The 25,500-nt window shown below is 69.7% G+C and carries 26 protein-coding genes and 1 tRNA gene; 5 read left to right on the top strand and 22 right to left on the bottom strand.

Going from position 1 to position 25,500, the window contains the following annotated elements; translation table 11 throughout:
- Positions 1-128 precede the first annotated feature (128 nt).
- The gene (locus ABFJ78_RS08960; protein WP_436385324.1) at positions 129-1,292 is read right to left on the bottom strand and encodes a thioester domain-containing protein; all 1,164 of its coding nucleotides are present in this window, start codon (positions 1,290-1,292) and stop codon (positions 129-131) included.
- A gap of 201 nt (positions 1,293-1,493) precedes the next feature.
- Positions 1,494-2,105, bottom strand: a complete 612-nt coding sequence (locus ABFJ78_RS08955) for a TetR/AcrR family transcriptional regulator (RefSeq protein WP_436385323.1) — start codon at positions 2,103-2,105, stop codon at positions 1,494-1,496.
- 62 nt (positions 2,106-2,167) lie between these two features.
- Between ABFJ78_RS08955 and ABFJ78_RS08950 the strand changes: the two genes are divergently transcribed.
- Positions 2,168-3,376, top strand: coding sequence for a cytochrome P450 (locus ABFJ78_RS08950; RefSeq protein ID WP_436385322.1), 1,209 nt, complete (start codon positions 2,168-2,170; stop codon positions 3,374-3,376).
- Between the two features lies 1 nt (position 3,377).
- Here the strand turns inward: ABFJ78_RS08950 and ABFJ78_RS08945 are convergent, their stop codons facing one another.
- Genes ABFJ78_RS08945 through ABFJ78_RS08925 form a run of 5 tightly spaced genes read right to left on the bottom strand, consistent with a single transcriptional unit; the run spans position 3,378 to position 6,163 of the window.
- Positions 3,378-3,824: a peroxiredoxin family protein gene (locus ABFJ78_RS08945; protein WP_436385321.1), complete on the bottom strand. Its 447-nt coding sequence runs from the start codon at positions 3,822-3,824 to the stop codon at positions 3,378-3,380.
- Positions 3,825-3,854: 30 nt separating this feature from the next.
- Positions 3,855-4,388 carry an RNA polymerase sigma factor gene (locus ABFJ78_RS08940; RefSeq protein WP_436385320.1) on the bottom strand — a complete coding sequence of 178 codons (534 nt, stop codon included), beginning with the start codon at positions 4,386-4,388 and terminating at the stop codon, positions 3,855-3,857.
- 60 nt (positions 4,389-4,448) lie between these two features.
- Positions 4,449-5,192 carry a PIG-L deacetylase family protein gene (locus ABFJ78_RS08935; RefSeq protein ID WP_436385319.1) on the bottom strand — a complete coding sequence of 248 codons (744 nt, stop codon included), beginning with the start codon at positions 5,190-5,192 and terminating at the stop codon, positions 4,449-4,451.
- Between the two features lie 39 nt (positions 5,193-5,231).
- Positions 5,232-5,468 carry a hypothetical protein gene (locus ABFJ78_RS08930; protein ID WP_436385318.1) on the bottom strand — a complete coding sequence of 79 codons (237 nt, stop codon included), beginning with the start codon at positions 5,466-5,468 and terminating at the stop codon, positions 5,232-5,234.
- Complete coding sequence (locus tag ABFJ78_RS08925) at positions 5,465-6,163, bottom strand: ABC transporter ATP-binding protein (protein WP_436385428.1); 699 nt, start codon at positions 6,161-6,163, stop codon at positions 5,465-5,467. Before ABFJ78_RS08925 ends, ABFJ78_RS08930 begins: the two co-directional genes overlap by 4 nt.
- A 330-nt stretch (positions 6,164-6,493) precedes the next feature.
- Here ABFJ78_RS08925 and ABFJ78_RS08920 point away from each other — a divergent pair, with 330 nt between their 5' ends.
- Complete coding sequence (locus ABFJ78_RS08920; RefSeq protein WP_436385317.1) at positions 6,494-7,792, top strand: SLC13 family permease; 1,299 nt, start codon at positions 6,494-6,496, stop codon at positions 7,790-7,792.
- On the opposite strand, the gene ABFJ78_RS08915 is transcribed toward ABFJ78_RS08920, so the two are convergent.
- On the bottom strand, positions 7,779-8,225 hold the full coding sequence (locus ABFJ78_RS08915) for a CBS domain-containing protein (RefSeq protein WP_436385316.1): 447 nt from the start codon (positions 8,223-8,225) through the stop codon (positions 7,779-7,781). The two genes, ABFJ78_RS08920 and ABFJ78_RS08915, sit on opposite strands and share 14 nt — an antisense overlap.
- Positions 8,226-8,674: 449 nt before the next feature.
- Positions 8,675-8,751, bottom strand: a tRNA-Leu gene (locus ABFJ78_RS08910).
- On the opposite strand from ABFJ78_RS08910, the gene ABFJ78_RS08905 reads away from it, so the two are divergent.
- A complete protein-coding gene (locus tag ABFJ78_RS08905) occupies positions 8,737-10,440 on the top strand; it encodes a TIR domain-containing protein (protein ID WP_436385315.1) in 1,704 nt (567 codons plus the stop codon). The two genes, ABFJ78_RS08910 and ABFJ78_RS08905, sit on opposite strands and share 15 nt — an antisense overlap.
- A 102-nt stretch (positions 10,441-10,542) precedes the next feature.
- Positions 10,543-11,190, top strand: a complete 648-nt coding sequence (locus tag ABFJ78_RS08900) for an HD domain-containing protein (protein WP_436385314.1) — start codon at positions 10,543-10,545, stop codon at positions 11,188-11,190.
- 68 nt (positions 11,191-11,258) lie between these two features.
- Here the strand turns inward: ABFJ78_RS08900 and ABFJ78_RS08895 are convergent, their stop codons facing one another.
- From ABFJ78_RS08895 to ABFJ78_RS08880, 4 genes are all read right to left on the bottom strand, one after another.
- Positions 11,259-12,575 carry a ricin-type beta-trefoil lectin domain protein gene (locus ABFJ78_RS08895; RefSeq protein ID WP_436385313.1) on the bottom strand — a complete coding sequence of 439 codons (1,317 nt, stop codon included), beginning with the start codon at positions 12,573-12,575 and terminating at the stop codon, positions 11,259-11,261.
- Positions 12,576-12,775: 200 nt separating this feature from the next.
- Positions 12,776-14,110, bottom strand: coding sequence for an NAD(P)/FAD-dependent oxidoreductase (locus ABFJ78_RS08890; protein ID WP_436385312.1), 1,335 nt, complete (start codon positions 14,108-14,110; stop codon positions 12,776-12,778).
- 84 nt (positions 14,111-14,194) lie between these two features.
- Complete coding sequence (locus ABFJ78_RS08885; protein ID WP_436385311.1) at positions 14,195-14,878, bottom strand: uracil-DNA glycosylase; 684 nt, start codon at positions 14,876-14,878, stop codon at positions 14,195-14,197.
- Positions 14,875-15,444: an endonuclease V gene (locus ABFJ78_RS08880; RefSeq protein ID WP_436385310.1), complete on the bottom strand. Its 570-nt coding sequence runs from the start codon at positions 15,442-15,444 to the stop codon at positions 14,875-14,877. The genes ABFJ78_RS08885 and ABFJ78_RS08880 overlap by 4 nt, the downstream gene beginning before the upstream one ends.
- Positions 15,445-15,475: 31 nt before the next feature.
- Between ABFJ78_RS08880 and ABFJ78_RS08875 the strand changes: the two genes are divergently transcribed.
- Positions 15,476-16,969 (top strand): S10 family peptidase, encoded by a 1,494-nt coding sequence (locus ABFJ78_RS08875; protein ID WP_436385309.1) that lies wholly within the window; start codon positions 15,476-15,478, stop codon positions 16,967-16,969.
- A 3-nt stretch (positions 16,970-16,972) separates the two neighbouring features.
- Here ABFJ78_RS08875 and ABFJ78_RS08870 read toward each other — a convergent pair whose 3' ends face one another.
- From ABFJ78_RS08870 to ABFJ78_RS08830, 9 genes are all read right to left on the bottom strand, one after another.
- A complete protein-coding gene (locus tag ABFJ78_RS08870; protein ID WP_436385308.1) occupies positions 16,973-17,227 on the bottom strand; it encodes a hypothetical protein in 255 nt (84 codons plus the stop codon).
- A gap of 17 nt (positions 17,228-17,244) precedes the next feature.
- A complete protein-coding gene (locus ABFJ78_RS08865) occupies positions 17,245-18,018 on the bottom strand; it encodes a hypothetical protein (RefSeq protein WP_436385307.1) in 774 nt (257 codons plus the stop codon).
- Positions 18,015-18,800 carry a hypothetical protein gene (locus ABFJ78_RS08860; RefSeq protein WP_436385306.1) on the bottom strand — a complete coding sequence of 262 codons (786 nt, stop codon included), beginning with the start codon at positions 18,798-18,800 and terminating at the stop codon, positions 18,015-18,017. The genes ABFJ78_RS08865 and ABFJ78_RS08860 overlap by 4 nt, the downstream gene beginning before the upstream one ends.
- Positions 18,801-18,847: 47 nt before the next feature.
- A complete protein-coding gene (locus ABFJ78_RS08855) occupies positions 18,848-19,642 on the bottom strand; it encodes a hypothetical protein (RefSeq protein WP_436385305.1) in 795 nt (264 codons plus the stop codon).
- A gap of 109 nt (positions 19,643-19,751) precedes the next feature.
- On the bottom strand, positions 19,752-21,446 hold the full coding sequence (locus tag ABFJ78_RS08850) for a S8 family serine peptidase (protein WP_436385427.1): 1,695 nt from the start codon (positions 21,444-21,446) through the stop codon (positions 19,752-19,754).
- A 102-nt stretch (positions 21,447-21,548) separates the two neighbouring features.
- Positions 21,549-22,547, bottom strand: a complete 999-nt coding sequence (locus ABFJ78_RS08845; protein ID WP_436385304.1) for an ABC transporter ATP-binding protein — start codon at positions 22,545-22,547, stop codon at positions 21,549-21,551.
- On the bottom strand, positions 22,540-23,535 hold the full coding sequence (locus ABFJ78_RS08840; protein WP_372663360.1) for an ABC transporter ATP-binding protein: 996 nt from the start codon (positions 23,533-23,535) through the stop codon (positions 22,540-22,542). The genes ABFJ78_RS08845 and ABFJ78_RS08840 overlap by 8 nt, the downstream gene beginning before the upstream one ends.
- Positions 23,536-23,541: 6 nt before the next feature.
- A complete protein-coding gene (locus ABFJ78_RS08835) occupies positions 23,542-24,495 on the bottom strand; it encodes an ABC transporter permease (RefSeq protein WP_436385303.1) in 954 nt (317 codons plus the stop codon).
- Positions 24,488-25,417, bottom strand: a complete 930-nt coding sequence (locus ABFJ78_RS08830) for an ABC transporter permease (protein WP_436385302.1) — start codon at positions 25,415-25,417, stop codon at positions 24,488-24,490. The genes ABFJ78_RS08835 and ABFJ78_RS08830 overlap by 8 nt, the downstream gene beginning before the upstream one ends.
- Positions 25,418-25,500: the final 83 nt, after the last annotated feature.

Raw genomic sequence — 25,500 nt, 5'->3', positions numbered from 1 at the left:
CGAAAAGTCTAGACCAATTACCGGTCGATTCGCCCGGTTTGCCCCGATGATCGCAATCCGATGGTCGGTATCCGGACACGAAAACGGGGCCGGTCCACAGTGGACCGGCCCCGTCTCGTCGAGCTTGCTTACGCGCGGCTGCGCCGGCGGTTCACCAGCAGCATCAGCGCGCCGCCACCGAGCAGCAGGCCGCCGACGGCGAACGGAACCGCGGCGTCGACACCGGTGTTGGCCAGGTCGCCGCCACCGCCGTTCGAGCCGGCCGGGGTGCTCGGCGCCGTGGTCGGGGCGCCGGCCTCGGTCCAGCTGGCGGCCGCGTTCGCGGTTACCTCGGTCTTCTCCGAGTCGGCGACGATCAGCGACTGCGCCGGGGTGCTGTCGTAGTTCTCGGCGACGAACAGGCGGCCGGTGTCCAGCTCGCCGGTGGCCTTGAGCGTGAAGCCGCCCTTGCCCGGCTTGGTGCCCGCCGGGACGTCGACGTACAGCTTGCTGCCGTCCTTGACGTCGGAGTTCTTCAGCTCCTTGCCGTCGGCGTCGGTGATCTTGACACCCTCGGGCAGCTGGCTGGTCAGCGAGGTGATGTCCCCGCTGGTGGCAACGCTGAACGGGCCGATCTTGCCGCCGGCCGCGCCTTCGGTCTTGTCCGCGGCGATGTTCAGGGTCGGCTTCGGCTGCTCGCCGATGCCCTTGTTCTGGTCACCGGTGAAGTAGGCGTAGAGCGCGGCGACGTCGGCGTTGGCACCGGCGTCCTTCTCGTCGGCCAGCGGCTTGGTGGCGTCCAGGTTCACGCCGTCGCTGAAGTGCCACACGGCGGCCTGCGTCGCGGCGATGGCCTCGCGTTCGGAAACCCCGTCGTGGGTCTCGACGCCGGCCTTCTTCAGCGCCTTGCCCAGCGCGTCGAGGCCGGTGCCCGGGTAACCGTTGTGCAGCACCCAGTTGATCTTGTCGCTGTTCTCGTTGAACGACGTCTTCGGCTTGGTGGGGTACTTGCTCCACGGCCGCTCGACCATGTCGACGTCGGTGCGCAGGCTGACCGTGACCTGCACGCAGTAGAGCTTCAACGTGCTGCCGTTGGACAGCTTCATGTCGAACAGCTCGGCGGTGACGCGGCGTTCGCCGCCGAGGTTGAGCGTGTAGCCGACGGTGGCCTTGGCGTGGCCGCTGTCGTCCGCGACGACCCGGCCACGTGCGGCACCGTCGTCGGCGAGAGCGGCCGGCGAGCTGATCACGACGGCGGCGGCCGCGGCGACAGCCGCGATCCCGCCACGCACGAGAGTGGACCTGACCTGCATAAATCTCCTATCCGAGCCCGAACCACGACGTAAGCAGCCATCCACCCCCGCAGGCGGCTACCGATTCGAGTGAGTGATCACCCGGTCAAGCGAGACCGGAGCCTACACGGACCTCACAAGTGCTACTCAGGGTGTCCCTGTTATCTCGAATGGGTCAGAAAACCGAAAAAAACGGTGCCAGGGAAAGCCGCAGGCCACGATTCACGTGACGCTGGGCCGCAATCCCGAAGCCATCCTCCCGATGACCGCCGCATACTCGGATTTAAGCCGCGATTTGTCCGAATCCGCCGCTTCCGCCAGCGCCATCCCGGCGGTGCCGAGCATGCCGAACACCAGCCGGGTCGTGGTCTCGAGCGGCTGGTCGTCGATGTCGCCGCCGTCGACGAGAGCCTTGATCAACTGCTCGACGAGCCCGTACGCGTACTGCTCCTCGGCCGCCTGCCAGCGCACCCAGCCGAGGGCGAGCGGCGCTTCCTGCCAGACGAGCTTGCCGTACACGGGGTCGCAGCAGCGGTCGAGGAAGACGTCGAGGGCCGCGAACGCCGCCGACCACGGGTCATCCGCCCGCGCCGCCGCGTTCGCGGACAGTTCCATCGCGCCGGTCTCGAGTTCCTCGAAAACGGCTTCGAACAACGCGGTCTTGTTGGCGAAGTGGTGGTAGATCGCGCCGCGCGTGGCCTGGATGTCGGCGGCGATGTCTTCCAACGCCGTACCGGCGAAGCCGTTTTCGGCGAACCGGCGGGTGGCCGCGGCCAGCAGGGCGGCCCGGGTGGCCTCGGAGTACTGCTCCCGCCGGCTCTTGACAGTCGACATGCGCAAAGCATAGGACATACACTGTGTATGTCACCGACACGGTGTAGGTACGGGGGTAGGCCATGACGAACACCGACGAGCTCCTCTTCAACCCGTTCGCGCCCGGGTTCTTCGAGAACCCCTACGAGCAGTACAAGGTGCTGCGCGACGAAGACCCGGTGCAGGACCACCCGCTGGGGTTCTGGTTCGTCTCGCGCTACGAAGACGTCTCGGCGCTGCTGCGCGCGGGGCTGTCCGTGGACATCGCCAACCTGGCGGAATCCCCGTTCGAGTTCTTCGCCGCCGACGAGGACGCGGGCGCGCTCAACCGGTCGATGCTCGACCGCGACCCGCCCGACCACACGCGCCTGCGCTCCCTGGTGACGAAGGTGTTCACCCGCCGCGCGATCGCCGCGCTGGAGCCGAAGATCGTCGGCCTCGTGGACGCGGCGCTGGACCGCATGGCCGAAAAGGGGACGTGCGATCTGGTCGAGGAGCTGGCGTTCCCGCTCCCGTTCGCGGTGATCTCCGAAATGCTGGGCATGCCCCCGACGGACCATTCCCGCATCCGCGAGCTGAGCGGCACGCTGGTCCGTTCCCTGGAAATCGTCGCCGACGAGGAAACGGCCCGCGCGATCGCGGCGGCGGACGCGGAACTGACGGCCATCACCCGCGAGGTGATCGCCTGGAAACGGGCCCACCCGGCGGAAGACCTGCTGACGGCCCTGATCGCGGCGGAACACGACGGCCACGTCCTCGACGGCGACGAGCTGGTGGCCCAAGTGGTGCTGCTGTACGTGGCGGGCCACGAAACCACGGTCAACCTGATCGCGAACGGCGTCAACGCGTTGCTTCGCAACCCTTCCCAGCTGGAGTTGCTGCGCTCGCGGCCGGATCTGGCGGCGAACGCGGTGGAGGAGTTCCTGCGGTACGACTCACCGGTCCAGCAGACCCGCCGGATCACGACGGCGCCGCACACGGTGGCGGGCCGCGAAATCCCGGCGGGCACGTTCGTGCTGGCGTGCTTGGGCTCGGCGAACCGCGACGAGAGGTTCTTCGGCCCGGACGCTTCGGAGCTGCGCCTGGACCGGCCGGAAGCGCGTCACCAGGTTTCGTTCGGCGCGGGCCCCCACCATTGCCTGGGGGCGACGTTGGCGCGGTTGGAGGGTCAGGTCGCGGTGAGCCGGTTGGTACGGCGGTTCCCGAAGCTGGGCTTCGCGGGCGAGCTGGAGTGGAACGGCCGCATCAACCTCCGCGGGCCGGCGAAGTTCCCCGTGACGGTGCGAGCCTGAGTCACGCCGGGGCGTGGAGCGCGGCGATGGCCGCGATGATGCCCTTCTTGTCGTAGCTGTTCGTGGGCAGAGTAGCGCCGTGCGCGTGGCGGATCACGCCGTCGGCGTCGATCAGGACGCTGCCCGACTGCTGCATCGAACCGAAGACCTTCCGGCTCAGCCCGATCATCTCGTGCGGGCTGTCGCGGCGGCCGGTGAGCACGGGAAACGGGATCCCGCGCTTCGCCTTCCACGCGGCCGCCTTCTCCCGGTCCTCCGGAACCGCGATCAGGACCCGGACGCCGGCAGCGGTGCTGACGAGGTCCTGGACGTGCCGGTTGCAGATCGGGCACGACGTCGACCGCATGAAGTAGAGCAGCACCGCGCCCTGGTGGTCGGGGATGCGGACGTCCTGCCCGGTGGTGTCTTCCAGCACCATCGCGGGCGCGGCCGATCCGGTTTCGAACATGTGGAACTTCCCTTCTGGCTGGCGGGGTGATCAGGCAGCAGCGCCGCGCAGGCTCAGCCGGAGCGTGGTCCGCGCCCGGTGCAGGTGGGACTTCATCGCCGGCGTGCTCAGGCCGAGCGCGTCGGCGACCGCGCGTCCCGGGTAACCCAGCACGTCGCGCATGATCAGCACGCGGCGCGTGACCTCGGGCAAGGCCCGGATCAGCTCCGCGACCCGCTCGGCTTCCAGGCGCTTGAGGACCTCGTCTTCGGCCGACGCCGCGAGGTCGACGCCGGCCGCGCCGTCGTGGTCGAGCGCGCGCCGGACACGGCGCAGGCACTCGTTCCGGACGATCCGGAACATCCACGACGCCAGCGCCGCCGAAGCCCGCAAGGTGCCGATCTTGCGATAGAGGACGATCAGCGCCTCCTGTGCCGCGTCCTCGGCATCCTGCGGCGACGCGCAGAGGTGTTCGGCGAACCGGCGCACGTGCGGGTGCGCGTCCCGCACCACCGCGGTGAGCGACTCCAGGTCGCCGTCCTGCGCGGCCTTGACGACCTGCTCACTCGCCCAGCCTCGACCCACGTTGCTTCTCCCTCCGGCGTTGCTGTCACCCCATGAGAGACGCCGGCGGCGCGAAAGGATTCAGAGTTCCGGCGGTGCCTGCAGATCGTGGGCGCGGAACAGGACGGCGTGCTCGACACCCATGGCCTTGCCGCTCATGGCGGTGAACTGCGGGATGAAGTCCGCGGGGGCGGGGTGGTCCGGGAGCGCGGCCAGGTACGCGGCGTGCGCCTCGAGCGAGGCGACCCCGCGGCGCAGCGGCTCACCGGTGACGTCGACGCCGTGGGTCGCGTCCGTCATGCCCGGCGTGAGGTACCAGCGCGCGGAGTGCGGTTCGAGGCCTTCGTCGTCGATCTGTTCTGGGAAGACCCAGCGGTTGCCCGCGTCCCGGATCGCGTCGAGCGTCGCGAGGCCGGCCGCGCGGTGGTCGGCCTGGTCGAAGCCGTAGGGCGTCTCGACGTCGAACGCGCTGCCGAACACGACGTCGGGCTGGAACCGCCGGATCTCCCGGCAGATGTCGCGGCGCAGGTCGAGGCCGTAGACGAGCACACCGTCCGGGTGCTCGAGGACGGTCAGGTGCTCGACGCCGACGGCGTCGCAGGCGGCCCGCTGCTCGGCGACCCGCAGGCGAGCCGTCTCCTCGGGCGGGTTCGGCATGCCGGCTTCGCCGCGGGTAAGCAGCAGATAACCGACCTCGACGCCCCGCGCGGTCCACCGGGCGACGGCCGCGGACGTGCCGTACTCCATGTCGTCGGGGTGCGCGACCACGCAGAGCACGCGCCGGAAGGACTCTTCGGGGAGAGCAGGCAGGGTCATGCCGGCCATCCTCCCGCATCCGGGGCCCGCCGTCCGCCGATTCGCCCGTCACTGCCCGCTGAGCCGGCCGACGGTCCGCCGCGGCAGCAGCGCGCCCGCCAGGACCGTGAGCAAGGCCACCGCGGCGGCGATCGCAGCGATCAGGTACGCGGCCGTCGCGACGATCGAGGTCGGCGCCAGCAGCATGCCGGTCCACAACATCGTCGTCACCGCCGCGACGAGCGTGATCCGATAGCGCCGCTCGATCCGCAGCTCCAGCCGCGCCGCGGCGGCCGTCCGGGTCACAGCCGCGCGCCGGTGACGGCGGCGAAGACCTCGTCCAGCGACGCTTCGCGGGTGTGGACGGTCTCGACGGAGCCCGCGCGCAGCAGCTCGGCGAACGTCCCGTCCCGCCCGAGGTCCGCCAGCGGGGACTCCTTGCGCCGCACGACGTCCTCGTCGCGGTACTCGACGATCGCGGTGGGCTTTCCATGCGCCAGCCGGAATCCTCGCGGCGAGTCGATCGCCGCGATGCGGCCGTCGGCGACGAACGCGACCCGGTCGCACACCTGGTCGGCGGTGGCCATGTCGTGCGTCGTCAGGAACACCGCCCGTCCCTGGGCGGCCTGGTCGCGGATCAACCGGCGCACCGCGGCGGCGTGCACCGGGTCCAGCCCCGAGGTGGGCTCGTCGAGGAACAGCACCCGGGGCCGGTTCACCAGCGCCCGCGCCAGGTGGAGCCGCATCTGCATGCCCTTGGAGAACTCGGCGACCGGCCGGTCCGCGGCGTCGGCGAGGTCCACCAGTTCGAGCAGGCGCGCGGGCTTGTCCACCGGCCCGGCGAACAACCCGGCGAACGCGGCGAGGTTCTCCCGCGCCGTCAGCTTCGAGAAGTGCGCCGGCAGCTCGAACCCGACGCCGACGTGCTCGTAGAAGTCCGGCCCCCAGCGCTCGACCGCGCGGCCCAGGACGTCGGCGCGGCCGCGGTGGCCGCGCAGCAGCCGGGTCAGGATCCGTTGCGTGGTGGACTTTCCCGCGCCGTTCGGCCCGAGGAACCGAAAACCTCGCCCGGCGCCACCGAGAACGAGACGCCGTCGACCGCGTCCGCCGGCGCGCCGCGGTACCGCATGCGCAGGTCTTCTACCAGGATGGCGTATCCCATTCGAGCCTCCGGTCGGGGTTCGCCGGGTGCCGGTTTGCCTCGACGCGGCCGATGAGGCATGTTTACCCGCGGAGCGCCGGGAAGTCTGGTCGGCACAACCCGCCCCGCCGGGGAGCGGGTCGAGACGACGTGGACGGGAGAACCTGGTGCTGGATCCGACGGTGCCGGCATGAGCACGGTCGTCGCGGTCGTGGTGTTCGTTGTTGCCTACGTCTTCATCGCCACCGAGAAGATCCCCAAGATGGTCGCCGCCCTCGCCGGCGCCGGCGTCGTGCTCGCCTTCGGGGTCGTCGGCTCGGAGGACGCGTTCTTCTCCCACGAGACCGGCGTCGACTGGGACGTCGTCTTCCTGCTGCTCGGCATGATGATCATCGTCGGGGTGCTGCGCAAGACGGGCGTCTTCGAGTTCACCGCCATCTGGGCCGCCAAGCGCGCCAAGGGATCACCGCTGCGGGTGCTGGTCCTGCTCGTCCTGATCACCGCCACCGCGTCGGCGTTCCTGGACAACGTGACCACCGTGCTGCTGATGGCCCCGGTGACGCTGCTGGTCTGCGACCGGCTCGACGTCAAGCCGGCGCCGTTCCTCATCGCCGAGGTGTTCGCGTCCAACATCGGCGGCGCGGGGACGCTGATCGGCGACCCGCCGAACATCATCATCGGCAGCCGCGCCGGGCTGAGCTTCAACGACTTCCTGGTCAACATGGGCCCGATCGTGTTGCTCGAGGTCATCGTGTTCGCCCTCGTGCTGCCCCGGCTGTTCCGCGACTCGTTCACCGCCGACCCGGCCCGCGTCGCCGACATCATGAAGCTCAACGAGCGCGAAGCCATCCGCGACCCGCGGTTGCTGCTCACGTCCGGCGTCGTGCTGGCCGCGGTGTTCACCGCGTTCGTCGGGCACTCGCTGGTCCACATCGAGCCGTCGGTGGTCGCGCTGCTCGGCGCGGGCGTCCTGGTCCTGGTCTCGCGCGCGAAGCCGAAGGACTACCTGGCCGCGGTCGAATGGGAGACGCTGCTGTTCTTCGCCGGGCTGTTCATCATGATCGGCGCCCTGGTCAAGACGGGCGTGATCGGCGACCTCGCGAAGCTCGCGGCCGACGCCACGGGCGGCAACGCCCTGCTCGCCGTCATGCTCATCCTCGGCGTCTCGACGCTGCTGTCCGGCGTCATCGACAACATCCCGTACGTGGCGACCATGAGCCCGCTGGTCCTGGCGCTCACGCAGGACATCCCCGACCCGACGCATTCCGAAGCCCTGTGGTGGTCGCTGGCGCTCGGCGCGGACTTCGGCGGCAACATGACGGCGATCGGGGCCAGCGCCAACGTCGTCGTGCTGGGCATCGCGGCTCGCGCGGGCAGCCCGATCTCGTTCTGGGAGTTCACGAAGAAGGGCGTGATCGTCACGCTGATCACGGTGCTCGTCGCCGCGCCTTACCTGTGGTTGCGGTACTTCGTCTTCAGCGCGGGGTGAGGGCGAGTTCGAGCAGCCGGGACGCGGTGATCACGCCGACGAGGGTGTTGTCCCGCAGGACGGCGGCCAGCGGGCACCGCAGCCGAGCCATCGTGGCGGCAACCTCCACGATCGTGTCATCGTGGTTGACGGCGGCCAGTTCCTGCGGCTCGTCGGGCAGCAGGTCGCGGACGGTTTTGCCGCTCAGCTTGTCGGCGACCCGATCGGCCATGGACTCGTCCAGCACCCCGGCGAGCGACGGGTCATCCTGCACGTACTGCGGCACAAGAAACTTGACGACCTCCGAGGCAGGCAGGATCGAGAAGGGCCGGCCGTCTTTGTCCGTGACGACCAGACCCGGCAGCCGACGCCCAGCCAGCGAGCGCGCGGCGTCGAGGGCGTCGGAGTCCACGTCCACGACCGGGAACTCTTCGGCCATCTGCTCGGCGTGCATCTTCGCAGCCTACGACCTACGTGGCCGTCGCGATGCGGTCTTGTCGTGTTCTTTATCCCGGACACCTCGACGGCACGAGGCGGAGTTCGAGCTGTCATCCACCAGCAAACTCTCAGAGCCGGACGGCCCGCCGTCCCAAACCGCGACCATCTTGTCCACGATGGACAGAACGCGTTCACTGGCGGTCATGTGGGCGTCGCGGTTCGACTTGGTGAACGGCATCGGGTGGATGCCGCTCGCGTTCGCGACGAGGCTGTCGAACTCGGCCGCGTTGTCCGGCTTGACCTTGCGCTCGCGCTGCCCTCGAGGATCTCGTGGAGTTCACCTGCCACGAGCTGGGCGGTGGCCACGGTCAGGTTGGTGTGGCCGGTGGTTCCGATGCGCACCACGGAGTGTCCTTTCCCAGGACCGCGAGCTTGCCCCCGGCTCGGCCGCGCGACCAGCGCGTTTGGTGCCCCCGACGGGACTCGAACCCGCACTGAATCGATTTTAAGTCGACTGCCTCTGCCGATTGGGCTACGGGGGCACCGCCCACTCTAGGCGACCGCCACCCGGCTCACCACGACGGCTCGGCCGGCTGTGCCGCGCCGCCGCGCTGCGTGGCTCCGAGAATCGATCACGAAAGTCGCCACGACAATCAAATGACCTGATTCTGTCCACCTCGATGAACCGGTGCGCGGCCGCCTCCGGCGATATCCTCGAAGAAACCACACTTCCGCCGGGGCAGGAGATGGACCACTCGCGCACGGAATCGCTCGCCGCCGAGTTGCTCGGCGTTTCTTCGGTTCAGGATCTCGTGCGGTCCCAGCTGGCCCGTTCCGTTCTGCCCGGTGGACGTGTCGAAGCCCAGGAGTTCGGACGCGATCAGCACTCGTCGGCCTCTGCCGGCGGGGTACTGATCGGCCTCGCCGGCTGTCCTTGCGTGCGCGACCAGCTCATCGCCCCGCTCGCCCGGCTCGTGGGCGATCTTGTCGACGACACGGGCCAGGTCCGGCCGCACGACGGGAACCGCAGGAACGGCGACAGCACGTGGGCCGAAGCGCAGATTCTGCTCGGGCTCCTGATCCGGCCGCACCTGAGCGACATCCCGGCGAAGATCACCGCCCTGGTCGGCAGGTTGACGGCGCTGCAGGACGGCAGCGGTGGCTGGCCACTGCGCACCGGCGGGGAACCATCGCCCACCTTCACGTTCTACCCGGTTCTCGCCTTGGCGCAGGCCGTCCGGCTGGGCTTCCGCACCGGCGAAGCAACTCCGGCTCTGCACGCGGCGGGGAGGTTTCTCGATCAGCAGCTCGCCTCGGCTGCCCTGCGCGCCGAGGAGCGCGTTCTCGCCCAGTTCGCGCTCGAACGGGCAGCCGCGTCGACCGGGACGGCCTTGGGCCCTGCCGCGCTCGGCCGAAGAGCTGAACTGCTTTCCTCGTGCTGGAGCGCGCAGGCGGGAATTCGGCTCCACGACCAGCAGATCACGATCCACGACCAACCCGTGTGGCACACCGTCACCTGGCGGCCGCTGCTCTACCTCTGCCTCCGGAAATGGACACCGCCGCTCGGGCCCGTCGCCACGGTGCTCGGCGCCGAACTGATCGATTCCTTCGACGCCGGCATCAGCGCCTGGCACGGCCCGGCGAGCAACCGGAACGCGGCGGGAACGTCGTGGGCGTCGGCTCTCGCACTGCGCGCCACGATTGCTTTCGCGCACGACCTGCGCCTGAACGGCCACACTCCCGCGGAGTTCCGGGCACGGCACACGGAACTGACGTCCGGGAAATACGCCTACGACGTCGCGATCTCGTTCGCCGGCACGGACCGCGGGACCGCCGAGACAATTTCCCGCCACCTCCAGGCCGCCGGTCTCCGCGTGTTCTACGACCGCGACTACCAGCACGCCCTCCTCGGCGAGGACCTCACCAGCCTCCTGCAGAACACGTACTTCTCCGCGAGCAGGTTCGCCGTCGTGCTGGTGTCGCACGCTTTCCTCCGGTCCCGGTGGGCCGGCAACTGGGAGTGGCGCGCCGTGCTCGCCCGGATGCAACAGCAGACCAGCGGTTACGTGCTGCCCTACCTTCTCGACAAAGTCGAGATTCCGGGCTTGAGTCCCACGATTGGCTACGCTTCGGCCACCCAATTCAGTGCTTCGGAGTTCGCCGACCTGGTGATTCGCAAGGTGCGGGAAGCACGATCGAACCTCGATCAAGAACCAGACGGAAATCGCTAATCCCATTGAGGGAATACGGCGTGTCCGGCACCGACAATCAGGAAGTTTGGCTATACTCCGCCCATGTCCGATTCAGACGCAGCCACCAGAGCGAGACCCAGAGTGCCGGAGGAACTGATCCGGCAAACCGAGCAGGTCGTCCGGGAAAAACTGCGAAATGAGCCCACCGGTCACGACTGGTGGCACGCCGATCGCGTTCGGAGCACGGCGGTACGCATCGCCAGAGAAGAGAGCGCTGACGCTTTTGTTGTCGAGCTCGCCGCACTTCTCCACGACGTCGAAGATTACAAGCTGTCGGGAAGCGAAGAGGCAGGTCCGCGTTTCGCGAGTGAATTCCTCACCTCAATCGGTGTCGCCGGGGAAGACGCGGACCACGTCGCGGAAATCATCCGGAACATGTCCTTCAAAGGCGCGCGCGTCGCGCCGGCGCCGCTGTCACTCGAGGGCCGCTGCCTCCAGGACGCCGACCGGCTCGACGCCATCGGAGCGATCGGGATCGCCCGCACCTTCGCCTACGGCGGCTACAAGCAGCGGCCGATCCACGACCCGGAAGTACCGGTGGTCGCCCACGACTCGGTCGCGAGCTACCTCGCCTCACAGGGCACGACCATCAACCACTTCCACGAAAAGCTCCTGCTCCTCCGGGAGCGCATGAACACCGAGTTCGGCCGGAAACTCGCCGAAGCCCGTCACCGGTACATGGAAGAGTTCCTCGAGGAGTTCGCCGGTGAGTGGAGCGGCGAACGCTGACGCAGCGGCGGGTCCGAGCCGGCCGGCGGAGGAGCACGATCGGCCCGGACCCGTCGCCGCGACGAGTTCTAATGCAGCGTCCAGGACTGGTTAGCCGCGCCAGTACACGTCCAAATCTGCAACGGCGTTCCATCCGCCGAGCTGGGACCGGTCGCGTCCAGGCACTTGCCCGAGGCCGGGTTCACCAGCTGGTTGCCCGAATGCGTCCACTGCTGAGCGCCCGTCCCATTGCAGTCGTACAGCTGGACGCGGGTTCCGTTCGCCGTGCCCGCGGCGTTCACGTCCAGGCACTTGCCCAGCGCTCGCAACGTGCCCGCCGAAGATGTCCACTGCTGAGCGCTCGTCCCGTTGCACGTGTACAGGTCCACTGCAGTTCCGTTGGCGGTGGCAGCACCGGCCACGTCCACGCACTTGCCGCCGTAACCCGTGATCGTTCCACCCGACGCAGGCGGCGTTCCGCCCGTGATCGCGTTGAAGATCCTCGAGTACGCGTAGCCCGTCGCGCGGTCGTAGTCCTGGAGTTCCCAGAACGACAGCTCCGCCACTCCGTTCGAAGCCGCGAACGTCTCCAGCTGCTGGGCGTCCGACTGGCTGAACTGGGCGCCGTCGTCGTTGCGGCCCGCTATCGGCGTCAAGCCCATCATCGCGTACGCCGCTGATGTCGAAATGCCGTACAGGCTCGACAGCTGGGACGCCGATGCCCGGGCCGCCGACAGGGCGTCGCCGAGGACCGGCTGGCCGTCGTAGAAGTCCATCACCATCAGGTTGACCACGCTGACCTTGACGCCCTTGCTCTTCGCGTCGCGCAGGAGGTCGAGCTCGTTCGACGGGATGCCCGTCGGGTCGACCGCCAGCGTGTAGTCGACCTGGACCGCCGGGTTCTGCTGCTGCAGCGCCGCCAGTGCCGAGTTGCGGCGCTGGTTGGACGCCGTGTCGTTCAGGACGCCGCCCTCGATGTCGAAGTCCAGGCGGGGTGTGCCGTACGTGTTGACCACGTTCGCGTACGCCGCGGTCAGGCTGGCCGTGTTCGTGCACGTCTGGGCCAGCTCGCCGCCTTCGGCGCCGCCGAACGACGGGATCACGTTGCCGCCCGCCGCCTGCAGCGCGCTGATCTGCGACTTGAACGAGCCGACGCCGGTGCCGTTCGCCTCCCACACCGGCGTGCAGCCGGACTGCGGGGTCAGGAACGCCAGCGTGTAGAACTTCGTGCCGGTCGCGTTCATGTCGGCCGCCATCTGGCCGGCGTCGGCGTCGCTGATCTGCAGGTACGGCGCCGCGTAGTGGGCCGGGAAGGCGGGGCCGGCCGCCTCGGCGGTGGCGGGGACCGCGAGGGCGAGCGCGGGCATGACGGCCACGAGTGCCGCTCTGAAAAGGGAAAAGCGCATGGAAGCTCCAAGGAGGGGACCGTGGGGAGGGAGCCGGAGCGGACTTATTCCGCGTTGTGAAGAAAGGGTTTACCCGCTCATCGGCCCAGTTGTCCAGACCATGTCGCTCACCGGCACATAGCCGGGCATTTCCCTGCAATAGCCCCGAAAACGACGAAAGCCCCCGGCCGCGAGGGCCAGGGGCTTTCGAAAAAAGGGCGTCAGGACTTCGAAACGCGCGCGAACTCGTCCTTCGGGTTGTTGATCTGACCCAGCGAAATGACCTCGCGCCGGAACAGCCCACCGAGGATCCAGTCGAACAGGATGCGGATGCGGCGGTTCCACGTCGGCATCGCCTTGAGGTGGTACGCGCGGTGGAAGAGCCACGCCGGGAAGCCCTTGATCTTCAGGTTCAGCGCGTCCGCGACGCCCTTGTGCAGGCCGAGGCTCGCCACCGCGCCGAGGTTCTTGTGGAAGTAGTCCTTCGGCTTGCCGCCGCGCAGGACCTTGATGATGTTCTTCGCCAGCAGCGTCGCCTGGCGGACCGCGTGCTGCGCGTTCGGCGGGCACGTCGCCGTCGGGTCCTCTTCGGTCCGCGAAAGGTCCGGGATCGCCGCGTTGTCGCCCGCGGTCCACACCTCCGGGTGCCCCACGACCTGCATCGCGGCCGTCGCCTCGAGGCGGCCGCGCTTGTCCAGCGGCAGGTCCGAGTTGGCCAGCACCGGGTTGGCCTTCACGCCGGCCGTCCAGATGATCGTGTCCGTGTCGAACTCCGTGCCGTCCGAGAGCACGACGTGGCCGTTCTCGAACGACTTCGCCGCCGTCGACAGGTACACCTCGATGCCGCGCTTCTCCAGCTGCTCGACCGTGTACACGCCGAGGGTCTCGCGGACCTCGGGCAGGATCCGGCCGGCGGCCTCGACGAGCACCCAGCGGATGTCGGAGACCTTGATGTTCGGGTAGTAGTTCTCCACCGCGAACCGGGTCATGTCCTCGAGCTCGGCCAGCGCCTCGATGCCGGCGAACCCGCCGCCGACCACCGTGAACGTCAGCAGGCGCTTGCGCAGCTCGGGGTCGAGCGTGCTGGCCGCCTCGTCGAGCTTGGTCATGATGTGGTTGCGCAGGTAGATCGCCTCGCCGATGGTCTTGAAGGCGATGCCCTGCTCGACCAGGCCCGGGATCGGGAGGATGCGCGCGACGGCGCCGAGCGCGACGACCAGGATGTCGTAGCCCAGCTGCTCGATGTGGCCGTCGGCCGCCTCGACCGTGACGGACTTCTTCTCGTTCTCGATCTTGGTGACGCGCGCGGTCAGCACATGGCAGCGCTTGAGCACCCGCCGCAGCGGCACGACCACGTGCCGGGGCTCGATCGCGCCGGCCGCGGCCTCCGGGAGGAACGGCGCGTAGGTCATGTGGGGCTGCGGGTCAACGACGGTCACGGAGGCCTCGTTGGCCCGGAGCATCTTCTGGAGGCCGTACGCCGTGTAGAGCCCGACGTACCCACCACCGAGGACGAGGATCCGAGTCGGTTCCGACTTCGACTTCGCAGCAGCCATGTCCTCATGGTGACACCTTCGCCGCGACCCCGCTCGGGGGCCCCATCCGGCTGTGACCAGCGTCGCTGCGGTTTCCGTAACGATTCAGTTCTGACCCGTCACCGAGGTCGCGGCGCGGAACACGTCGGCCACCATGGCGTGGGTCACGCGGTGAGTCTGGACATTGCGCGGGGATACGTGATAACAGCCGAAAAGCCGCAGGTCGCCCAGCTCCACGACGGCGCCGTGCGCGAACGCCGGACGCGGTCGCGGCACCGGCCAGCCCGCCGCGGCGAGCACGGGCAGTAACGCCTGCCAGCCGAACGCCCCGAGCACCACGATCGAGCGCAGTGTCGGACGTAACAGCGTCAGCTCCTCCGCGAGCCACGGACGGCACGTGTCGCGCTCGGCCGGGGTCGGCTTGTTCTCCGGCGGGGCGCAGCGCACCGGCGAGACGAGCCGCGTGCCGTACAGCTCGAGACCGTCGCCCAGCCGCGCGGACGTCGGCTGGGACGCGAGGCCGACCTCGTGCAGCACCCGGAAGAGGAAGTCGCCCGACGGGTCGCCGGTGAACATCCGGCCGGTGCGGTTCGCGCCGTGCGCCGAGGGCGCCAGCCCGACCACCGCGAGCGACGCGTCCGGCGGCCCGAAGCCCGGCACCGGGCGCGCCCAGTACTCCTCGCCGCGGAACGCCGCCTTCGTGCCCGCGACGCCCTCGCGCCAGGTCACCAGCCGCGGGCAGGCGCGACACCCGGCGACCGCGACGTCCAGCTCGGCCAGTGACCTCATCGCAGCGCCGCCCGGGACAGCCGGTCGGCCCGCCGCGTCGTCTCGGGCAGGCGGTAGCGCGGGGTCAGGTAGCCGGCGTGCACCCCGATCTGCTGCCCGGCCGGGAGGTACCCGGCCTTGATGCCCTCCTGAACGCGCCCAACCGGGTCGACCGATGGCGCTCGACGACCGCGGGCGTCGAGATCGTCGACGGTCCGGGGCTCGACGACTCCGAACGCCGGCCACCCGGGCATCAGACCTGCGCGACTTGCGGAGGCGGAGCACAGAACGTGGGCGACCCGGTGGCCTTCGTCGACCAGCACGCCGCACTGCCGGTCCGGCAAAATCGACAGCTGCTTCGACTCGCGAAAACCGACCGGACCGGCCTCGCCCGTACCACCGGCTCGCACGCGCCCCGTTGCCCTTCTGGTCTCCGAAATGACGGCCGGCGCGTCGTAGGCGACGTCGAGGCCGGTCACCGTCGGCGGCAGCTCCGGGAGGTCGTCGGTGAAGTCGACCAGCACGCGCAGCCGCTCCTGGACGGCCGGCGCCTCCTCGACCGTCGCCGGCCAGTCCCCGGTGTGCACCAAGTCACCCTGCCACAACTAGGTTGGGGCCATGGCGGACACGACCCCCGAAGAGGCCCCCGAGAAGAAGGCCGCGGAGACGACGGAGATCCCGGCCGAGCCGACCGACGACATCGTCACGACCCAGCACACGCTCACCGTGAAGCGCAAGAAGCTCGCGTACACGGCGAAGGCGGGCCGGATCGTGCTCCGCAAGGAGATCGTCAAGGACGGCAAGTCCGAGGGCTTCAAGGCGAAGGCGGAGGTGTTCATCACCTCCTACACCCTCGACGACGCCGACCCGGGCACGCGGCCGGTGACCTTCGCCTTCAACGGCGGCCCCGGCTCGTCGAGCATCTGGCTCCACATGGGCCTGCTGGGGCCGCGGCGGGTGCTCTCCGGCGACGTCGACGACCTGGTGCCGCCGCCGTACGGGCTGGCCGACAACCCCGAGACGCTGCTCGCGCACAGCGACCTGGTGTTCATCGACCCGGTGTCGACCGGCTACTCGCGCGTTTCGGGCGGCGAGGAGACGAAGGACTTCCACAGCTTCAAGGGCGACATCGAGTCGGTCGGCGAGGTCATCCGGCTCTGGGTGTCGCGCCACCAGCGCTGGCTGTCGCCGAAGTTCCTGGCCGGCGAGTCCTACGGCACGCTGCGCGCCGCCGGGCTGGCCGCGCACCTGCAGGAGCGGCACGGGCTCTACCTCAACGGCCTGCTGCTGATCTCGTCGGTGCTCGACCTCGGCACGCTGCGGTTCACCGAGGGCAACGACCTGCCGTACTCGCTGTACGTGCCGACGTACGCGGCCATCGCGCACTACCACGGCCTGCACGGCGAGCGCCCGCTCGACGACGTCCTCGCCGACGCCGAGGACTTCGCGGCGAAGGACCTGCCGTACGTGCTTTCGCGCGGCGCGCGCCTGTCCACTCAGGACCGGGCCGAGGCGGTGGCCACGCTGGCGTCGCTGACCGGCCTCACCGAGTCCTATGTGGACCGGGTGAACCTGCGGATCGAGCACGTCCGGTTCTTCACCGAGCTGCTGCGCGACCGCGGCCTGACGGTCGGCCGGATGGACGGCCGCTTCACCACGTGGGAGCCGGACGGCGGCCGCGAGCACATGAGCGACGACCCGTCGATCTCCCGGGTGATCGGCGCGTACGCGGCGTCGTTCAACCACTACGTGCGGGCCGAGCTCGGGTACGAGAACGACCTGCCGTACGAGCTCATCCACGAGGACACGTTCAAGGCGTGGTCGTACTCGGACTTCGAGGGCCGCTCGGTGTCGGTGGTGGACTCGGTGAGCGCGGCGATGCGCGCGAACCCGCACCTGCGGGTCCACGTGGCGTTCGGCCACTACGACGGCGCGACGGCGTACTACGCGGCCGAGCACGTGCTCGCCCACCTGCAGATCCCGGAGGAGCTGCGGGAGAACATCGACACGGCGTACTACCCGGCGGGGCACATGATGTACGTCCACGAGCCGACGCGGGTGCAGCAGTCGAAGGACCTCGCGAAGTTCGTGAAGAAGGCCTCGAACCGCTGAGCTTCACCGGTCCCCGGAGAGACCCTGCTCCAGGGACCGGTGGAGGTCGTCGGCGCGTTGCCGGACGTCCGCCCACGCGGGGCTGACGTGCACGATCTCCTTGGCCTCGGCCAGGGAAGCGCCGGTCAGCGCGCACACCGCGCGGATGCCGTCCACCTGGGTGCACCCGCCCTCGCGCAGCTCGGCGAGCACGGCGTCGAGCGGGACGCCGGCGGCTAGGCGCGTCCTGGCGGCTTCGAGCGCGCTGTTGTCGATCACGTCGCCAGTTTGCCCGGTCAGCGGGGGCCCGGGGGCGACCAGTCGACCTCGGACCCCCGCGGCACCGGGTCGCCGTAGTGCCCCGGTGGCAGCGGACGGCGCCCCCGGACGTACGCGACCAGCTCGGCCGCCACGACCACCCCGGCGTACGCGACCAGGAGCGGCCAGTACCCGCGCGGCAACGGGGACTTGGTGACGACGTCCAGGAGCGACGGCACCGCGACCAGGGCCGGCGACGCCGCGTGGACGTTCTCCGCCCGCAACCCGCGGTACACCGCGGCCGACGCCTCGTCCACGGCGAGCACCGGCGCCCGCAGGAAGCTGACCAGGATCAGCACCGCGCACAGCCCGAAAACCCCCAGCAGGATCAGCCGGCCGGTGGCGTAGCGCGGCGCCGTGGACAGCAGCGGGACCGCGATAGCCACGCCGCCGCCGTAGGCCAGCGCGCAGGCCGTGAGGAACCAGCCGCCAGGGCGTCCCACTTCCCTGCGCCACGGGGAAATCTGCTTCGCCAGCTGCCGCTGCGCGGACCGGACGGACCGCCACACCGACAGCTGGATGGCCAGGCAGATGAAGTACACCGGCGCGCTCGTGTTCGCGCCGAACAGATCCATGTAGCCGACCGCACCGACGAGCGCGGGGACGCCGAACACCACCAGCCACAGCAGGCTGCGGCGGGTGAGGTTGCGCGTGGCCAGCAACGCGTCGATGAACGGCGTCGGTGCCGAGACGCGCTGTCCGCGGCTCGCCAGCCAGCGCAGCGCGGCCGCGCGCTCGCTCGCGCGGCTCACGCCGGCACCCCGTAGTCGCCGGATGCGGGCAACTCCGGAACCCGGCGACGCTGGGCGAACCACGCGACGACGTGCGTGGCGACCGCCAGCACGACGTAACCGGTGAGCCACGGCCGGCCCGGCGGGTTCTCGAAGACGAGGTCGACGACCACCGGCACCGCGAAGAACGACGGCAGGGCGAGGTGGACGTCCTCCAGCCGCGTCACGACGTCGACCGCCAGCGAACCGTCGTCCTCGGCGAGGACCGGCCGGCGCAGCACCCCGGTCAGGATCACCGCCTCCACGACGGCGCCGACCGCGAGCAGGGCGAGCCAGAAGACCGCCCACAGCGAACCGGCGGCCGCCAGCGCGATGCCGAGGACGGCGCCGCCGCCGAACGTGATCGCCAGCGACGTCACGTACCAGCCGCCGACCACCTCGCGCCACGGCGGCGTCGGCCGGTCCAGGCGCCGGGTTCCCAGCTGCACCGCGGCCCGCCGGTCGCCGGCGCGGCGGTGGAGCCACGCCACCGACAGCACCAGCACGGCCGTCAAGGTCGCGATCCCACCGGCCGGCAGGTCGGCTCGCTCCACTCCGGGCAGGAGCTGCAGGAACCGGTAGCCGAACAGGGCCACGCAGTTCACCACGGTCACGACGACCACCGGGACGAACGCCTCCGGCACGCCCTTGCCGCCGCGGGGGCTCAGCCGCGCCGTCAGCAGCGTCGCCGGCTCGGCCACGCTCACGCCGTGCCGCTTCAGCCACTTCGCCGCCGCGCGCTCCTCCGCCGTCAGCACGATCATCGGACCTCCCCTTATCCCGACGTACACGCGCGAAGCGCCGGAGAGGTTTACCGGCCGTAGAAGCCCGGCGGCAGCTCGCGGCGGCGCGTCACCAGCCAGCCGGCCACGAAGGTCCCGAGCGCGACCACGGCGTACGCGACCGCCGTCCACTCGAGCCAGCCGGGCAGCCGCCCGGCGGCCATCGTCGCGGGCAGCACCGCGAGGGCGAACACCGCCGACGGCGCGTAACGGTAGGCGTCCTGGGCCCGGAGCAGGGCGTCGACCACCCGCGAGCTGGCATCCTCCGCGATGACCGGGGCCCGCAGGATCCGGCCGGCGACCGCGACGGTGGCGCCGGCCCCCACGGCCAGCGCCGCGGTCTGGGCGAAGGCGTCGAAGGCCGGATCGAGCACGATCGTCGCCGCGCACAAGGCCGCTCCCCCGGCGAAGGTGATCGCGGTGGCGGCCAGGTACCACCCGCCGACCTGCCGCACGGCCTCCCGCGGCGCCGGCGGCGTGCCGGTGCCCGCCCAGCGCTCGGCGACGTCTTCCCGGCGGCGGATCTCCCGTGAGCGGACCACCATCAGGACGGCGAACACGACGAAGAGCAGGCCCAGCCGGCCGGGCACCTCCGGCAGGAAACTGCCCACGGTGAGCACCATGACGTAAACCGCCCCGAACCACGGCGACACCATCTTGGCGGCCCACTCCCGGGAGCCGAGCCGCAGCGAGAGCAGCCGGGTCGGCAGCCACACCCGGACGCCCCGCTGGGCGAGCCACGCCCGGGCGGCCGCCACCTCCGCGACCGTCGGCTCGCCCGGCAACCACGGATCGACCGGCAACGCCGGTTCACGCACGTCCACCCGAAACCTCCCCCTTGTCCCGGTGGATACGCCCGAGCCCCCGAAAAGGTTGCCGCGCGACGCGAAACGGCCCACCCCCGGCTGGGGGTGGGCCGTCGTGCGGAACTTCCTACTTCAGGTACTGCGAACCGCGCGTCACCGCCGCGTAGGCGTCGACCGCGCCGTGGCCGTAGAAGCCGTTGAACGACGGGTCACCCACGCACGTGGCCGTGAACGACGCGTCCCGGCCTTCGTCCAGGTAGTCCACCGTCCGCGGCGTCGGGCAGGCGATGTCCGTCGCCGTGCCCTCGAGCACGCGCTGGACCTTGTCCGGGTCCAGGCCGAACTCACCGTGCGACTTCTTGCCGTACTGGGAAATGATCAGCGCCGAGACGCCGGTCGCGTGCGGGGTCGCCATCGACGTGCCCTGCAGCCACTGGTAGTAGCCGACCCGGCCGTCGGCCGCCGTCGCCTTCTGGACGCCCAGCGCGACACCGGCCGGCGTCACGTTGCCGTTCGCGTCGATGTTGCCCTCGGCCACGCCCACGTTCTTCGGGTACGTCGAGAGGATCTCGTTCTCGACCGTGCGGAACCACGGCGTACCGAAACCGTCGCGGAAGTAGCCGCCCGGCGCGGAAACCGAGATCTGCTCGGTGCCGTAGTTCGAGTAGTCCGCCTTCGCCTGCGACGGCCCGAACGCGCTCACGCCGATCGTGTGGTTGCCCTCGACCGGCAGGTTGAGGCACGAGTTGTTGTCGATCGTGCGCGGGTGCGTCGTGTTCGCCGGGTAGTCCGGGCTGGTGGTGTCCGGCTGCGGCGCGCCGAGGTCGGTGTGCTGGTTGCCCAGCGCGACCACCATCGTGACGCCCTTGCGGTGCGCGTAGTTCAGCGCGCGCTGGGTCGCCTCGATGATCGTGCGCTGCTCGGCCTGCTCGGCGGCCGAGTCGGCCGGGTTCGCCGTGCAGTTGTACAGCCACGGGTCGGTGTAGAACGACATGTTGACGACGTCGATGCCCGCGTCGCCGGCGTAGGTCAGCGCGTCGACGGTCGGCTGCAGGAAGAAGTACCCCGAGTCCTGGCCGGCGCGGATGTTCACCAGCGTCACGTTCGGCGCGACGCCCGAGACGCCGAAGCCGTTGGCCGCGGCGGCGATGGTGCCGGCGACGTGCGTGCCGTGGCCGCCGTCGTCGTGGTTGGCCGGGTCGACGCAGCCGCGGAACTCACAGGGCCCGTCGACCTCGACGCCGTTGACGTCGAACGGGATGTCCTTGGTGAAGTTGCGCGAGTCGGCCGCGTCGAAGTTCGGCGCGATGTCCGGGTGCGTGCCGTCGATGCCGGTGTCGATGACGCCGACCTTGACCTGCTTGCTGCCGGCCTGCTTGGTGCGCGAGAGGTCGGAGCGGACGGACTTGAGGCCCCAGAGCTGGTCGTCCAGCGGGTCCATCCCGACGGCATTTGCGGCTGTGACACTTTTCTTCGACGTCGCGCCGCGGCCTTCCTTCTCGGCGTTGTCGCTCTTGGCCTTCTTGCCGTTCTTCGGCAGCGAGCCGATGACCTGCGACTTGGCCGCGCCGAACACGGCCCGGTTCGCCGAGACGCGCTCGGTGAACCCGGTGGCCGGGGCGCTGGCCTTGATGAGGCCGACGGCGGTGTTGGTCTCCAGCACGGTGCCGCCGGCGGCCTTGATCGCCTGCTGGGCGGTGCCGATGCTCTGCGTGTCCTTGGCGAGCACGGTGAACTCGGTCGCCGGGCCGGACAGCGCGGGCTGCGCCGACGCGACCGGGACCGCGACGGCCGAGATCGCCCCGAACAGCGGGACGGCCATGGCCGCGGCGAGAAGCCTGGGTCTGTGCACGATTCTCCTCCTCGGAAAGCGGTTCCTGCACCGTATAGACCGGACATTGCACTTACAACGGCAGAAAGTACGTTACGGAACAACCGACTTCTGCTCGGCGAAGTGACAAGCTGACAAGTGGCCGTCCGTCCTGGGCACCAGCTCCGGGACCTCCGTCGCGCACTTGTCCTGCGCCTTCCAGCAACGGGTGCGGAACCGGCACCCGGACGGGGGATCCAGGGGACTCGGCACGTCGCCGGTCAGCCGGATCACCTGCCGCTGCCCGCGCACGGCCGGGTCGGCCACCGGCACCGCCGACAGCAGCGCCTGGGTGTACGGGTGGGAGGGTCGCTCGTAGATCTCCTCGTCCGTCCCGATCTCGACGATCTTGCCGAGGTACATCACCGCGACCCGGTTGGACAGGTGCCGCACCACGGACAGGTCGTGGGCGATGAACACGTACGACAGCCCGAACTCGGTCTGCAGGTCGCCGAGCAGGTTCATCACCTGCGCCTGGATCGAGACGTCCAATGCGGACACCGGCTCGTCGCAGATGATCACCTTGGGCCGCAGCGCCAGCGCCCGCGCGATGCCGATGCGCTGGCGCTGCCCGCCGGAGAACTGGTGCGGGTAGCGGTTGAGGTGCTCCGGGTTGAGCCCGACGACTTCCAGCAGCTCCTGCACCTTCGTCGCCCGCGATCCCTTGGGCGCGACGTCGGAGTGGATCTCGAACGGCTCGCCGACGATGTCGCCGACGGTCATCCGCGGGTTCAGCGAGGTGTACGGGTCCTGCAGCACGATCTGGATCTCGCGCCGCAGCTTCCGCAGTTCGGCGCCGCGCATCGAAAAGATGTCACGACCTTCGAACTTCGCCGACCCACCGGTGGGTTCCTCCAGGCGCATCAGCACCTGGGCCAAAGTGGACTTGCCGCAGCCGGACTCGCCGACGACGCCGAGCGTCTCGCCCGGCATCAGGTCGAACGAGACGCCGTCGACGGCTTTGACCTGGCCGATCGTGCGCTTGAACAGGATGCCGGTGCGGACCGGGAAGTACTTCTTGAGGTCGGTGACCGAAAGGATCGGCTCAGGCACGGGAGTTCACCACCTCTTCGGCGAAGTGGCACGCGCTGGTCCGGCCGAAGCCGATGCCGTGCGGTGGCGGCACTTCCTCGCTGCACCGCGCTTCGGCCCGCTTGCACCTCGGGTGGAACGGGCAGCCCGGTGGGATGTCGAGGAGGCTCGGCGGCAGGCCCTTGATGGTTTCCAGCGTCTGTCCTTTGAGGTCGAGCCGGGGCAGGGAGTCCATCAGCGCGGCGGTGTAGGGGTGGGCCGGCGCGCGGAACAGCTCGACGACGTCGGCCTGCTCGACGATCCGGCCCGCGTACATCACCGCGATCCGGTCGGCGACCTCCGCGACCACGCCCAAGTCATGGGTGATGAGGACGAGCCCCATCTTCCGCTCGGCCTGTATTTCACCTAGGAGGTCCATGATCTGGGCCTGGACGGTGACGTCGAGGGCGGTGGTCGGCTCGTCGGCGATGAGCAGGTCCGGGTCGAGGGCCAGCGACATCGCGATCATCGCGCGCTGGCGCATGCCGCCGGAGAACTGGTGCGGGTAGTCCTTGATCCGCCGTTCGGCCGCCGGGATGCGGACGATGTCGAGCAGCTCGATCGCCCGCTTCCGGGCGTCCTTTTTGGACATCCCGAGCCGCACGCGCAGCTGTTCCTCGATCTGGAAGCCCACGGTGAACACGGGGTTCAGCGCGGAAAGCGCGTCCTGGAAGATCATCGCGATCTCGCTGCCGCGCACTTCGCGACGGCGTTCGTCGGACGCGGTCAGCAGGTCTTCGCCGCGCCAGCGGACGGCGCCGGCGGTGATCACGCCGGGTGGCATGTCGAGGATGCCCATCACCGTCTGCGCGGTGACGCTCTTCCCGGAACCGGATTCGCCCAGCACGGCGAGGGTTTCCCCGGCGTGCACCGAATAGCCGACGCCGTTGAGGACGTTGGCCACGCCGTCGGACGTGCGGAACTCGACGTGCAGGTCCTCTACTTCGAGCAGGAGTTCGTTGTCGGACAAGAGGATCTACCTCGACTTCGGATCGAGCGCGTCGCGGATGCCGTCACCCAGCATCACGAAGGCCAGCACGGTCAGGGTGACGAAAGCGCCGGGGAACAGCAGCATGTGCGGGTCGTTGCGGAAGTAGTCCCGCGAGTCGCTGATCAGCACGCCCCACGAGATCACCGGCGGGCGCACGCCGATGCCGAGGTAGGCCAGCGTCGCTTCGGCGCCGATGAACGCGCCGAGCGCGATCGTCGCGTACACCAGCACCGGCGCGAGGGTGTTCGGCAGCAGGTGCCGGAAGATGATCCGCGGCGTGCTCGCGCCGAGGCCGCGCGCGGCCTTGACGTAGTCGAGCTGCTTGGCCACCAGCGTCGCCGACCGCATGATGCGCATGGCGACCGGCCAGCTCAGCACCGCGATCGAGCAGACCACCTGGATGATGATGGTGACCGCGCCGGGGTTCGAGCCGGGCGCGTTGAACGTCGTCAGGATGACGATCGCGCCGAGCACGAACGGCAGGCCGGCGAAGATGTCGCCGAAGCGCGACAGCAGGCTGTCGACGAGCCGGCCGTAGTAGCCGGCGAGGATGCCGACCACCGAGCCGATGAGGACGGTCAGCAGCGTCGCGAACACCCCGACCAGCACCGACGCGCGGGTGCCGTAGATGGTGCGGGCGTAGACGTCCTGGCCCTGGTTGTCGTAGCCGAACCAGGCGTCCGCGGACGGGCCTTCGTTGGCGTGCGCGAGGTCGCTGAAGCCCGCCTCGCGCGAGCTGAACAGACCGGGCGCGATCGCGATCAGCACGATCAGCAGGATGATCACGGCAGAGGCGACGAACGCGGGTTTGCGCCGCAGCTGGCGCCACGCGTCGCTCCACAGGCTGCGGGGTTTCTGCGGGCCGGTGGCGGAGTCGTCGACGCGGGACAGCTCGGCCGCGTCGGCCCCGCCGCCGCCCACCAGGTTCGGGTCAGTCATAGCGGATCCTCGGGTCGAGAACGGCGTAGAGCAGGTCGACGATCAGGCTCATCAGCAGGTACACCAGCACCAGCAGGACGACGACGCCGACGACGGTCGCGCTCTCCCGGTTCTGGATGCCGCGGAAGATGAGCCCGCCCAGGCCGTTGATGTTGAACACGCCTTCGGTGACGATCGCGCCGCCCATCAGGGCGCCGAGGTCGGTGCCGAGGAACGTCAGCACCGGGATCACCGAGTTGCGCAGCAGGTGGACGAGCACGACCCGGCTCTGCGGCTGGCCCTTCGCGATCGCCGTCCGCACGTAGTCGGCGCGGCGGTTCTCGGCGATGCTCGTTCTCGCCAGCCGGGCGACGTAGGCCATCGACAGGCTGCCGAGCGCGATGCCGGGCACGATCAGCTCGCCGATGCCCGGGTCGTCCGACACGCTGGCCTCGATCAGCCCGAGGCCGTTGCCGCCCAGGGCGAGCTGCAGCACGATCGCCGTGACGAAGACCGGCAGCGAGATCAGGAACGTCGTCGAGACCAGGACGAGGTTGTCGAGGAAACCCTTGCCGCGCAGACCGGTCAGCACGCCGGCGGTCAGCCCGATGAGGGCCTCGATCACCACGGCGATCACGGCCAGGCGCAGCGTGATCGGGTACGACGTGGCGATCAGCTCGCCGACGGAGGTGCCGTTGAAGGTCTCGCCCCAGTCGCCGGTGAGCAGGCTCCCGAGGTACTTGAAGTACTGCACGAAGATGTTGTCGTCCAGGTGGAACTTCTCGGTCATCTGGGCGATGTAGGCCGGCGGGCAGGCGGTCTGGCCGCACTTGCCGGAGAAGGGGTCGCCGGGCACGGCCCAGACCAGGACGTAGATGAGGAAGGTGGTGCCGAAGAACACCGGGATCAGCTGGAGCAGCCGTCGCAGGACGTAGCGGATCATGACGAGTTCCTAGTGCGCGCCGGCCGTCGTGAGTGGGAAACAGGGTCAGGACACTGTTTCCCACTCACGACGGCGTGGTGGTG

The sequence above is a fragment of the Amycolatopsis sp. MEPSY49 genome (assembly GCF_051337345.1).
Taxonomy (GTDB): Bacteria; Actinomycetota; Actinomycetes; order Mycobacteriales; family Pseudonocardiaceae; genus Amycolatopsis.
Note: the sequence above shows the minus strand (reverse complement) of the source record. Positions and strands in the feature narration are given on the sequence as shown.